9 protein-coding genes and 1 pseudogene are annotated in these 11,711 nt (G+C 51.8%); 5 read left to right on the top strand and 5 right to left on the bottom strand.

Annotated features, from left to right (window positions below):
- The first annotated feature begins 4 nt into the window (after nt 1-4).
- Complete coding sequence (gene glgP, locus FDX14_RS04305; protein WP_137349073.1) at nt 5-2,452, top strand: glycogen phosphorylase; 2,448 nt, start codon at nt 5-7, stop codon at nt 2,450-2,452.
- 218 nt (nt 2,453-2,670) lie between these two features.
- Here the strand turns inward: glgP and FDX14_RS04300 are convergent, their stop codons facing one another.
- From FDX14_RS04300 to FDX14_RS04290, 3 genes are read right to left on the bottom strand one after another with little or no spacing between them, the layout of a single operon-like run.
- Nucleotides 2,671-2,919: a hypothetical protein gene (locus FDX14_RS04300; RefSeq protein ID WP_042311881.1), complete on the bottom strand. Its 249-nt coding sequence runs from the start codon at nt 2,917-2,919 to the stop codon at nt 2,671-2,673.
- On the bottom strand, nt 2,909-3,334 hold the full coding sequence (locus FDX14_RS04295) for a hypothetical protein (RefSeq protein WP_042311884.1): 426 nt from the start codon (nt 3,332-3,334) through the stop codon (nt 2,909-2,911). The genes FDX14_RS04300 and FDX14_RS04295 overlap by 11 nt, the downstream gene beginning before the upstream one ends.
- Nucleotides 3,331-4,509, bottom strand: coding sequence for a hypothetical protein (locus FDX14_RS04290; protein ID WP_042311886.1), 1,179 nt, complete (start codon nt 4,507-4,509; stop codon nt 3,331-3,333). Before FDX14_RS04290 ends, FDX14_RS04295 begins: the two co-directional genes overlap by 4 nt.
- 266 nt (nt 4,510-4,775) lie before the next feature.
- Here FDX14_RS04290 and FDX14_RS04285 point away from each other — a divergent pair.
- Nucleotides 4,776-5,028: pseudogene (locus FDX14_RS04285) on the top strand (glycogen phosphorylase); the annotation flags it as partial.
- Between the two features lie 106 nt (nt 5,029-5,134).
- Here FDX14_RS04285 and glpD read toward each other — a convergent pair.
- Nucleotides 5,135-6,643: a glycerol-3-phosphate dehydrogenase gene (gene glpD, locus FDX14_RS04280; protein WP_038634920.1), complete on the bottom strand. Its 1,509-nt coding sequence runs from the start codon at nt 6,641-6,643 to the stop codon at nt 5,135-5,137.
- A 202-nt stretch (nt 6,644-6,845) separates the two neighbouring features.
- Here glpD and glpE point away from each other — a divergent pair, with 202 nt between their 5' ends.
- From glpE to FDX14_RS04265, 3 genes are all read left to right on the top strand, one after another.
- Complete coding sequence (glpE, locus tag FDX14_RS04275) at nt 6,846-7,172, top strand: thiosulfate sulfurtransferase GlpE (RefSeq protein WP_042311890.1); 327 nt, start codon at nt 6,846-6,848, stop codon at nt 7,170-7,172.
- 75 nt (nt 7,173-7,247) lie between these two features.
- Nucleotides 7,248-8,078 carry a rhomboid family intramembrane serine protease GlpG gene (gene glpG, locus FDX14_RS04270; protein WP_137349072.1) on the top strand — a complete coding sequence of 277 codons (831 nt, stop codon included), beginning with the start codon at nt 7,248-7,250 and terminating at the stop codon, nt 8,076-8,078.
- 95 nt (nt 8,079-8,173) lie between these two features.
- Entirely contained in the window at nt 8,174-8,932 is a 759-nt protein-coding gene (locus FDX14_RS04265) for a DeoR/GlpR family transcriptional regulator (RefSeq protein ID WP_003023499.1), read from the top strand.
- Between the two features lie 41 nt (nt 8,933-8,973).
- On the opposite strand, the gene malT is transcribed toward FDX14_RS04265, so the two are convergent.
- Entirely contained in the window at nt 8,974-11,679 is a 2,706-nt protein-coding gene (malT, locus tag FDX14_RS04260; protein ID WP_137349071.1) for an HTH-type transcriptional regulator MalT, read from the bottom strand.
- Between the last annotated feature and the right edge of the window lie 32 nt (nt 11,680-11,711).

The raw sequence follows: 11,711 nt of genomic DNA, 5'->3' as shown, positions 1-11,711 counted from the left end.
CTATATGAACGCTCCATTTACTTATGCATCGCCCACACTCAGCGTCGAGGCACTTAAGCATTCTATTGCCTACAAACTGATGTTCACGATTGGTAAGGACCCGGTCATTGCCAACAAACATGAGTGGCTGAACGCCACGTTATTCGCGGTGCGCGATCGTCTCGTGGAGCGCTGGCTGCGTTCTAACCGTGCGCAATTATCCCAGGAAACCCGTCAGGTTTATTATCTGTCAATGGAGTTTCTGATTGGGCGCACGCTTTCCAATGCGCTGTTATCGTTGGGGATTTACGACGATGTTAAAAGTGCGCTGGAAGGTATGGGATTAGATCTGGAAGATCTGATCGACGAAGAGAATGACCCCGGTCTCGGTAACGGTGGCCTCGGACGCCTGGCAGCCTGCTTCCTCGACTCACTGGCAACGCTGGGTCTGCCGGGACGTGGCTACGGTATCCGTTATGACTATGGCATGTTTAAACAGAACATTGTCGATGGTCGACAAAAAGAGTCCCCGGACTATTGGCTGGAATACGGTAACCCGTGGGAATTCAAACGCCACAACACGCGCTACAAAGTGCGCTTTGGCGGCCGCGTGCAGATGGAAGGCAAGAAAACGCGTTGGATTGAGACCGAAGAGATCCTCGCAGTGGCCTACGACCAGATTATCCCCGGTTATGACACTGATGCCACCAACACGCTGCGCCTGTGGAATGCCCAGGCTAGTAGCGAAATCAACCTCGGTAAATTTAACCAGGGCGACTACTTTGCGGCGGTGGAAGATAAAAACCACTCCGAGAACGTCTCCCGCGTACTGTATCCGGATGACTCTACCTATTCGGGACGCGAGCTGCGGTTGCGCCAGGAGTATTTCCTCGTCTCCTCAACGGTGCAGGACATCCTGAACCGCCATTATCAACTGCATAAAGCCTACGACAACCTGGCCGATAAAATCGCCATTCACCTTAACGACACCCACCCGGTGCTGTCGATCCCTGAGCTGATGCGTCTGCTGATAGATGAACACAAGTTCAGTTGGGACGACGCGTTTGAGGTGTGCTGTCAGGTCTTCTCGTATACCAACCACACCTTGATGAGCGAAGCGCTGGAGACCTGGCCGGTGGATATGCTGGGCAAAATCCTGCCGCGCCATCTGCAAATCATTTTTGAGATTAACGACTACTTCCTGAAGACGCTGCAGGAGCAGTATCCGAACGATACCGGTCTACTGGGACGGACGTCGATTATCGATGAATCTAACGGTCGTCGTGTGCGTATGGCATGGCTGGCGGTCGTGGTGAGCCATAAGGTTAATGGTGTGTCTGAACTGCACTCCAACCTGATGGTGCAGTCGCTGTTTGCTGACTTTGCGAAGATTTTCCCGACCCGCTTTTGTAACGTGACCAACGGCGTGACGCCGCGTCGCTGGCTGGCGCTGGCGAACCCATCGCTTTCTGACGTACTTGATGAGAACATTGGCCGCACCTGGCGAACCGATCTCAGCCAGCTCAGCGAGCTTGAGCAGCACTGTGATTTCCCGTTAGTGAATCAGGCTGTGCGTCGTGCGAAGCTGGAGAACAAAAAGCGACTGGCAACGCTCATCGCCCAGCAGCTGAACGTGGTAGTGAACCCGAAATCGCTGTTTGATGTGCAGATCAAGCGTATTCACGAGTACAAACGTCAGCTAATGAATGTGCTGCATGTGATCACCCGCTACAACCGCATTAAGGCCGATCCGGACGCCGAGTGGGTGCCGCGCGTGAATATCTTCGCGGGTAAAGCGGCTTCAGCCTATTACATGGCGAAGCACATCATTCATTTGATCAACGATGTCGCGAAGGTGATCAACAACGATCCGCAGATTGGCGATAAATTGAAGGTCGTGTTTATCCCCAACTACAGCGTCAGTCTGGCGCAGGTGATTATTCCTGCCGCCGATCTGTCTGAGCAGATTTCGCTGGCCGGGACCGAAGCTTCTGGGACCAGTAATATGAAATTTGCGCTCAACGGTGCGCTGACCATCGGGACGCTGGATGGTGCCAACGTTGAGATGCTGGAGCATGTGGGAGCAGAGAATATCTTTATCTTTGGTAATACGGCAGAAGAGGTCGAGGCTTTACGTAGCCAGGGCTACAAGCCGCGTGAGTATTACGAGAAAGACGAAGAGCTGCATCAGGTATTGACGCAGATCGGCAGCGGCGTGTTCAGCCCTGAGGAGCCGGGACGCTACCGTGATCTGGTCGATTCATTGATCAACTTTGGCGACCACTATCAGGTGCTGGCGGATTATCGCAGCTATGTCGATTGCCAGGATAAGGTTGATGAGCTGTATCGCCATCCGGAAGAGTGGACCACGAAGTCGATGATAAACATCGCCAATATGGGGTACTTCTCATCGGACAGGACGATCAAAGAGTATGCCGAAAACATCTGGCATATTGATTCGGTGCGGTTGTAGGCGCGGGTTGACGTGACTTGATATCCATGTGTCAGGAATCGGGCAGCAGCAGATAATGTCGCTGCCTTTTTTATTGCTAACATCTTTCGGAAGTTGAGCGGTTTTCTGGATTGTCGTACTTAATATCACTACACCTCAGACATTCAATGTGTAGTCCTTCTTGTACTCGCTTGCAGGGATAGCCGTGCTTTCGTACATGCCTCCTTCGATCGTAATTTTTATAATTCCCGTTTGAGTTGGTGTTTCGAAAACTTCAACACAATTGCCGTCATAGAGAGGTTCTTGCGGGTTGGAATAGAAAGTAAACAGTTACGCATAGCAATGCCTGCATTCAACGGGTTTACCACGCCAGCTTTATAATCAGGGTTCTGATGATACCAACCTCCCATGACACGGCCACCAATAACCTCGATTTTAGCGATTTCCAAAAAGTATGGGCGAGCCCCCCTCTTGAGATTAAGAAGCATCAACATTCAGCGTGTAGTCTTTGCTAAAATTACTTGCTGGGGCCAGCATGTCGCCGTACATCCCACCGCCGATGTTAATTTTTATAACTCCAGCTTTTGTAGGTGTACCGTAGATTTCTACACAGTTGTGATCGTTCGTATCCACCGTGTCTGCGGTGATCACTGAGGCAGGGAGCTTACAGTTTCTCAGTGATATACCCGAATCATCTGGATGAACGAAGCCTGCTCTAATTTGTTTTCCACCTATAACTGCTCCTCCAAGGATGAAAATCTTAAAAAAATAAGGCTTACCGATCGTTGCATTAGGCAATACAGCATTATCAGGTATATATTCAGCTTTTGGGCTTAATGGCGAACACGCAACTAACGAAAAAATACACAAGGCCCAAAAAAATCTAATAAATGGCATATTCATTTTAATGGCTTGAAAACCATACCTCCAAAAAAGCGTTTAATGAAAAATGTCAGATCCTTGCCGATTTTTATACGATCAGTAACATCCCCCCAAGAAAAAAGATTTAAATGTACAGAACCATCCTCTCCTTGGGTTACAGGACCTTCCCATACGATCCAGTGTTTTGGAATTGTTGACCTCTCAGAATTACTTCTTCTTAAAAGACTGTCATCGATTAGGGTCACAACTTTATATCCTTTCTCGACATAACTGTTTAAGTCTCGAAGCCCTTGAAGATCGGCCTGAGCTATTCCAACGTTACTAAACACTTTTTCATATCCGGTTTTTTCAAACCAGTCGGACAAGGTTTGCCACATCGTGATTCCGGCGACAGGAGAGTCAATCGCATCAAAACTAAAAATCGCATTTTCTGAGTCTCTTAAACCTGCGAGGGTCATCCAATCGAGACCTGAAACAGTCTCGCCGTATACACCATAAAAATCCCCACCAGGGTGTCGGCAACCATTGCTTGGTGCTATTTCTAATCCGGCAATTGCCGTTTTTCCATAACTCCACAAATCAAGAGCGGCTTGCTTGTAAACATCGGGACGATCTTTCTGTAAACAATAAAAAAATGCAGCAGGGCCACACACGCTAGTCTGATTCTGATTAGGGAAAGATCTACGATAAAATCTATCCTCAATATCTCTATAAATCCTTGTTTTTTCGAATGGGTCTTGAGGGTTACCAATCGGATATTCTTTTGCAATAAAAGGGCGTTCAGGGCGGGATATTTGCAGTCGCTTGATTTCTCCGCCCTGACTTTCTGGCTTCATCGTACCCTGCGACTCAAAGTAACACGGGTTTTCACGCTTAACCGGTGAGAAGGCTTTGCCAGACGCAAATTCCTTCAGGGTGTACATCTTAGTGAAGGGCGTGAGCGTGACGCATATCATCTTGAGCATTAGCTGGCGATAGAGCGTGACTTCCATGATGTAGATCGTTGTCAGCGGGTCATCGATGTCGCTGGTGCTATGTTGCTTCGTGCTGTAATCCGCGTTCAGGGACTGCTGCTGCACGTCCACGATGAGTTTCTTATTGCGTTGGCCATCCATCCGGTAAATGACCAGATCGTAAAGTAGCGAGGATGCAGGAACGTTTGATTTGATACGGGTACTGAGTTGGTAAACAGCCATAGTTAGTCCATTAGCATATGCAGATAAGTGTTTTCAGCTTCATTGGCAAAATGCCACGCTGCCTTACCCTAGGCATCGGTCGTTCCCGTCTCGTATCTGGTTTCTGACCATCCACTTACAGGATAAAACGCAGTCCCTGCAATGACATAGGTGTATCTCCGTGACATAACGATGAAGCAACATACGCCTGGAAAACGAAGGTAAGTAGTGATGTGTTGTCAATTTATTGTAAATTCGGAATATATTTAGGGAAGTAACTTGTGGGGAATGTCAAAGGCGCGCTGGAAGGGATGGGTTTAGACCTTGAAGAGCTGATTGATGAAGAAAACGACCCAGACCTCGGCATCCGCTACGATATACGATATGCTCAGGCAAAGTATTGTTGACGGGCGTATTCAGCAGGAAGGCAAGAAAACGCGCTGGATTGAGGCCGAAGAGATCCTGGCGGTGGCTTACGACCAGATTATCCCCGGTTATGACACTGACGCGACCAATACGTTGCGCTTAATGATGGGGCAATGAATGCTATAGCTAAGCGGGAATGGCGCTCGTCCATAAGCAACTATGCAGATCGTTGATAAGATTTGATAGTCATGCCGGGCAATATTTTACCCGGCATTTTTTCTCAGGAGGCCAGCGACAGCTGGTGCTTCTCGACATACTCCGTCAGCCACTGGGTCATGCGGGACTGCTGTTCAGCATTCAGCCACATGCCTTCTTTCGTACGACGCCACAGCGCATCTTCCGCGCGACGCACCCACTCGTGCTCAACCAGATACTTCAGCTCGGCCTCATAGAACTCATGGCCGAAGTCTTCGCCTAACTCGGCAATTGACGTGGCGTCGCCGATAATCCATTCAGTATTGCTGCCGTAGGTACGTGAATAATGGCGTGCCAGCGATTCGGTCAGGAACGGATAGCGACGGCGCAGTTTTGCCGCGTAATCTTCGCGATCGCCGCCAATATCACCGCCAGGCAGGATGCACTCTTTGGTCCATGCCGGGCCAATGCCCTGATAGTATGACGACAGTTTTTCCATCGCGTGCTCGGCCAGCTTACGATAGGTTGTCAGCTTACCGCCAAAGACCGACAACAGCGGCGCTTTGCCGTTTTCGTCGTGGATATCCAGCGTGTAATCACGGGTGATAGCCTGCGGCGAGTCGGACTCGTCATCGCACAGCGGACGCACGCCCGAGTAGGTCCAGACGATATCGTCACGGCCCAGTTGTTTCTTAAAGTGCGCGTTGTAGACCTTCAGCAGGTAATTGATTTCGCTTTCATCAATTTTCACTGCTTTCGGGTCGCCTTTGTATTCGACGTCAGTCGTCCCGATAATCGAGAATTCGTCCATCCATGGGATGACAAACACAATACGTTTATCTTCGTTTTGCAGAATATACGCTTGTTTCTGGGTATGTACGCGCGGCACCACGATGTGGCTACCTTTAATCAGGCGAATACCGTACGGCGACGGTAGATGCATGCCATCGTCGAAGAACTCTTTCACCCACGGTCCGGTGGCGTTGACCAGACCACGCGCCTGCCAGGTATGCTTTTTACCGGTATCGATATCTTCGGCTTCAACAATCCACAAGCCGTTTTCACGGCGAGCGGAGGTGGCACGGGTGCGGGTTAATACTTCACCGCCTTTGCGTACGACCATTTGGGCGTTTGCCAAAACCAGACGCGCATCGTCTACCCAGCAGTCAGAATATTCGAAACCGCGCACAATCTCAGGTTTCATTACGGAATCCGCGCCAAAACGCAAACCGGTAGAACCCGGCAAACTGGTGCGTTTGCCCAGATGATCGTACATAAACAAACCAATACGGATCATCCATGCCGGACGCAGGTGCGGGCGATGGGGCAGACGGAAGCGCATCGGGAAGGCGATATGCGGTGCCATTTTCAACAGCACTTCACGTTCTGCCAGCGCCTCGCTCACCAGGCGGAATTCGTAGTGTTCCAGGTAGCGCAGGCCACCGTGGATGAGTTTGGAGCTGGCGGAGGAGGTGGCGCAGGCTAAATCCTGAGCTTCCAGCATCAGCACGGATAAACCGCGTCCAGCGGCATCTGCCGCGATACCGGCACCGTTAATGCCTCCACCTATCACAATCAGATCTTTGGTTTCCATGCTGGCCTCTCGCACTTTCGTTATAGCTCATTAATGTTCGTTATCGAGCATAATAGCAAAGAATCGCGCCATTGGTAACATCGGATAAACAATTTACAGTGATACATATAACATTATGGCGTTTACCTGCTCAGGCAACGTACACTGGAGGGTAATATTGGTTACCTGCCAGAATATAAGTAGAACTTAACAAGAGAACGCCATGGATCAGTTTGAGTGTATTAATGTCGAAGAAGCCCATCAGAAACTACTGCACGGAATGGCGGTGCTGGTGGACATCCGCGATCCGCAAAGCTATGCGATGGGCCACGCGCCGCAGGCCTTTCATCTGACGAACGACACGTTGGGGACGTTTATGCGTGACCATGATTTTGATACTGCCGTAATGGTGATGTGTTACCACGGCAACAGCAGTAAAGGCGCGGCGCAGTATCTCCTCCAGCAGGGCTATGACGCGGTTTACAGCGTTGACGGCGGCTTCGACGCCTGGCATCGACATTTTCCTGCAGAAGTGACATACGGTTCGTAAGCTAACAAAGATGCAGCCTGAAACGGACAGGATATATATACTGTCCTCTTTTGTGTGGAATAAGCGACAGCAATAATGTTGATGATTACCTCTTTTGCTAACCCCCGCGTGGCGCAGGCATTTGTTGATTATATGGCGACACAGGGCGTTATCCTGACGATTCAACAACATCAGCAAACGGATGTCTGGCTGGCGGATGAGTCCCAGGCTGAACGCGTGCGTGCTGAACTGGCGCGATTTCTCGATAACCCGGGCGATCCGCGTTACCTCGCGGCCAGTTGGCAGTCAGGTCATACCGACAGCGGTCTGCGCTATCAACGTTATCCGTTTCTGGCCACATTGCGCGAACGTGCCGGCCCGGTGACCTGGGCGGTAATGGCGGCGTGTGTGTTGGTGTTTATCGCGATGAATGTGCTGGGCGACCAGGCGGTAATGCTCTGGCTGGCCTGGCCGTTCGATCCTTCGCTGAAATTTGAGTTTTGGCGTTATTTCACCCACGCTTTTATGCACTTCTCGCTGATGCACATTTTGTTCAACCTGCTGTGGTGGTGGTATCTCGGCGGTGCGGTTGAAAAGTGCCTGGGCAGCGGAAAGCTGATTGTCATTACTGTGATCAGCGCCTTGCTGAGCGGTTATGTTCAGCAGAAATTTAGCGGCCCGTGGTTTGGCGGGCTGTCTGGCGTGGTATATGCGCTGATGGGCTACGTGTGGTTGCGCGGCGAGCGCGATCCGCAAAGCGGTATTTTCCTGCAGCGTGGTTTGATTATCTTTGCCTTGATCTGGATTGTTGCCGGCTGGTTTGATCTGTTCGGCATGTCGATGGCGAACGGCGCACATATCGCCGGGCTGGCCGTGGGTCTGGCAATGGCGTTTGCCGATACACTTAATGTGCGAAAACGAACTTGATGCAAGTTTTGTGGTGCCGGAAGGCGGTGTGCGTTTGGACCAATTTGTAGGCCGGATAAGCGTCAGCGCATCCGGAAAAATTCCAGGGAACAATAATGAAGCAAACACAACGACATGACGCGATCATTGAGCTGGTAAAAAAACAGGGATACGTCAGTACCGAGGAGCTGGTGGAGCATTTCTCCGTCAGTCCGCAGACGATTCGCCGGGATCTGAATGACCTGGCCGATCAAAACATGATTTTGCGTCACCACGGTGGCGCGGCGTTGCCATCCAGTTCGGTCAATACCCCATGGCATGACCGTAAAGCGACGCAGACGGCGGAAAAAGAGCGCATTGCGCGCAAAGTTGCCACGCAGATCCCTAACGGTTCAACGCTGTTTATTGATATCGGCACCACACCGGAAGCGGTGGCGCATGCGCTGCTTAATCACAGCAACTTACGCATTGTGACCAATAACCTCAATGTGGCAAACACGCTGATGGCGAAAGAGGACTTCCGCATTATTCTGGCCGGGGGCGAACTGCGTAGTCGTGACGGCGGCATTATGGGCGAAGCGACTCTCGACTTTATTTCCCAGTTCCGTCTGGACTTCGGCATCCTGGGGATCAGCGGCATCGACAGCGATGGCTCTCTGCTGGAGTTTGATTATCACGAAGTGCGCACCAAACGCGCGATCATTGAGAATTCACGTCACGTCATGCTGGTGGTGGATCACTCGAAGTTTGGGCGTAACGCGATGGTGAATATGGGCAGTATCAGCATGGTGGATGCGGTGTATACCGACACGCTACCGCCAGCCGGTGTGATGCAGGTTATTGCCGACCACCATATTCAATTAGAGCTGTGTTAAGTTAACTCCAGGCCTGATAAGCGTAGCGCATCAGGCATTAACTATACCCCATAGCCCATCATCTTCAGCAGTTTCTGCGCATGCTGCACCGCATCCTGGCGGTGGGCGACGCCGAGTTTTTGGTACAAATTGCGGATGTGCGTCTTAATGGTCGTGGCTGCAACGGCCAGCTCACCGGCGATCTGCTCGTTGCTGTAACCTGAATAAATCAGTCCCAGAACCTGCCATTCGCGCTGGGTCAGCGGGCTGGTGCGGATAAGCTCCGGCACTTCCGGATGGGTAAGCAGTCGCTCAACGAATCCTTCATCAAAGTGGGCGAATTTGTGGCGGTGGTGCTGGTTAATCTCCCGCAAAACGCGCTGGGCGCGGTGCTGGTCGAGTTCTGGCAGCGTATTGAGCTGAATCAGTTGGCGCAACTGCTGCGCCATCGCCTCACCTTCGATAACAAAGTGGCTGATAAATCCGGTACGGTTCGCCAGTTGCAGCGCTTCGAGTAAGACGCGCTGCGCGTCATTTTTGCGTCCTGCCTGCCAGTACAACTGATTAAGCAACAACAGGTTACGGTTCAGATCGCTCATCAGGCGCAGGTTACGCGCATTTTCATTTAACTCTTCCAGTACGATTTCCGCCGGTTCAAACTCACCCAGCAGGATCTGCGCGCGGGCGATGTTGCGCCACTGACTTTGCAGGAAGTGGTTATTAGCGAACTCAGGCTTTGGCGTGTGGCGCAGCCAGTTGGCGGCTGATTTTTTATCGCCTACCATTTGCCAGTAAATCACCCGTACCTTATCGGCGTTCGAGATCCAGTCGCTATGATAACGACCATTGCCCAATAAGTTTTCCAAACGGTTGAGCAGGCTACGCGCGTTGTCTAAATCGCCCCGGGCCAGCGAACACTGAATCAGCAGCGCCAGGCACTGTAGCTGTTGCTGTGGCTGGAATGTGGAAAGTAACTCAATGCCCGCGCGGGCAGACGCTTCGGCTTCGTCCAGACGTGCCCATGCCCACAGGAGTTGCGCGCGAATGCGCACCAGGAACTCGTGCATCGGCAACTGTTCCAGGTGCTGCTCTTTGATCAGCTGGAACGCCTTTTCCTGCGTCTCCCAGGCCGCCTGTAAAAAGCCTTGGGCAAATAAAATTTCGCTTTGCTGGATCAGACTCCACAGCGCGTAATGCCAGACATCATGATGGCGCGCCATTTGCTCGGTTTGCTGCATCAACGCCAGTGAACGTGTGAGATCGCCCTTACAATGCAGGACTTCACCATGCACCGAGGTGGCAACGATACGGCTATAGAACCAGGCGATGGGTAATTCATCCAGCGCCAGTTTTGCCAGACGTTCAGCTTCGTCAGGGTTTCCGTCGTTAATCGCTACCTGTGCCCGCAGCGCGTTAAATTCAGCGTACAGCGTCGGCTCCATGTCGCCTTTCATCTCTTGTTCTGCACGGGCCAGCAGGGTATTAACCTCGCTGTAGCGGTGCTGGCTTTGCATCAGCCAGGCTTGCAGCAGAACCAGACGCGGATTTTCCAGTAGGCTTTCCCACGGCAGGGCTTTCAGCGACTCTTCCAATAGCGCCAGTTCGCTGTGGTTAAACAGGCCCCACGCATGGTTAAGCAGGATATCGCGTAGCATGTGGGCATCGCCTGCCGCCAACGCGTGGTGGATAGCTTCGCTAGGGAAACCCTGCGCCATCCAGCTCTCTGCGGCGGCGCGGTGTATTTCAGGCAGCTCGCTCGCCAGTTCCCACTGGCAACGCTGGCGTAAAAAGCTGCCAAACAGTGGGTGATAACTGAACCACTCGCCGACGTCATCCATCCGCTGCAGAAATAACCCCTGACGCTCAATTTCCTCAAGTCGCATTTGCCCGTTTTCTTCGCCGGTGACCCGAACGATCAGCGCATCGTTCATCGAACGCAGGATGGCGCTTTTTAGCAGAAAGTGACGGGTGCCGAGGTCAACGCTGTCCAGCACTTCATCCACCAGGTAGTCGGATAAATGGCTGGCGTTGATTCCGGCGAGGCGTCGTGCCGACTGGTGCGCAGAGTTATTGTTCTGGCGAGCGGAAAGAGCAATCAGTTGTAACGCAGTAGCCCAGCCAGCAACGTCATCGCACATCCGGCTGCTTTCAGCTGCTTCAATAGGGGAGGATAAACGACGATCGAAAAATTGTTTCGCTTCCTGATGGTTAAAGGCCAGCTGTTGGCTGCCTATTTCCAGCAACTGATCGCGCACCCGCAGGTTGGCAATGCCCAACTGCGGCAGATTACGCGAAAGAACGACCAGTGTGAGATTTTCAGGCTGGTGACGCAGGAAAAAGCGCATTGCCTCGTGAATGGCCGGATTGGAGATCAGGTGATAATCATCCACCACCAGATAAAGTGGACGATGCCACTCGGCCAGTTCAATAAATAGCTGCGCAAACAGTGACGTCAGGCTGGCATACTGGCGTTTTTGCACCATCGCTTCGCTGGTGGTGCAATGTCCACCGGTCGCCTGCTGGATCGCGGCAATCAGATAGCTGGCAAAGCGCTCCTGCTGGTTATCGCCTTCATCCAGAGAGTACCAACCTAACTCGGTCTTCCCCGCCGCCCATTGTGAAACAAGCGTTGTTTTTCCATAACCAGCAGGACTTGTGATCAGGGCGAGCCTGAAATTGTTCGCGCCGGAAAGTTTAGCCAACAGGCGCTCACGAACCACCGTATGGTCGAGACGAACCGGACAACTTAATTTAGACGGAATCAACATAAGTGGATTTGCCCCTATATTTCCAGACACCT

Origin of the sequence: Citrobacter sp. wls710 (assembly GCF_005281115.1) — a bacterium.
In the GTDB taxonomy this organism is placed as follows: domain Bacteria; phylum Pseudomonadota; class Gammaproteobacteria; order Enterobacterales; family Enterobacteriaceae; genus Citrobacter; species Citrobacter werkmanii.
This window is presented reverse-complemented; position numbering and strand designations above follow the sequence as displayed.

What these genes read in the sequence shown, in the direction of transcription:
- glgP (WP_137349073.1), top strand. Translation starts at nt 5, where the DNA reads ATGAACGCTCCATTTACTTATGCATCGCCCACACTCAGCGTCGAGGCA.
- FDX14_RS04300 (WP_042311881.1), bottom strand. Translation starts at nt 2,919, where the DNA reads ATGCTTCTTAATCTCAAGAGGGGGGCTCGCCCATACTTTTTGGAAATC.
- FDX14_RS04295 (WP_042311884.1), bottom strand. Translation starts at nt 3,334, where the DNA reads ATGAATATGCCATTTATTAGATTTTTTTGGGCCTTGTGTATTTTTTCG.
- FDX14_RS04290 (WP_042311886.1), bottom strand. Translation starts at nt 4,509, where the DNA reads ATGGCTGTTTACCAACTCAGTACCCGTATCAAATCAAACGTTCCTGCA.
- glpD (WP_038634920.1), bottom strand. Translation starts at nt 6,643, where the DNA reads ATGGAAACCAAAGATCTGATTGTGATAGGTGGAGGCATTAACGGTGCC.
- glpE (WP_042311890.1), top strand. Translation starts at nt 6,846, where the DNA reads ATGGATCAGTTTGAGTGTATTAATGTCGAAGAAGCCCATCAGAAACTA.
- glpG (WP_137349072.1), top strand. Translation starts at nt 7,248, where the DNA reads ATGTTGATGATTACCTCTTTTGCTAACCCCCGCGTGGCGCAGGCATTT.
- FDX14_RS04265 (WP_003023499.1), top strand. Translation starts at nt 8,174, where the DNA reads ATGAAGCAAACACAACGACATGACGCGATCATTGAGCTGGTAAAAAAA.
- malT (WP_137349071.1), bottom strand. Translation starts at nt 11,679, where the DNA reads ATGTTGATTCCGTCTAAATTAAGTTGTCCGGTTCGTCTCGACCATACG.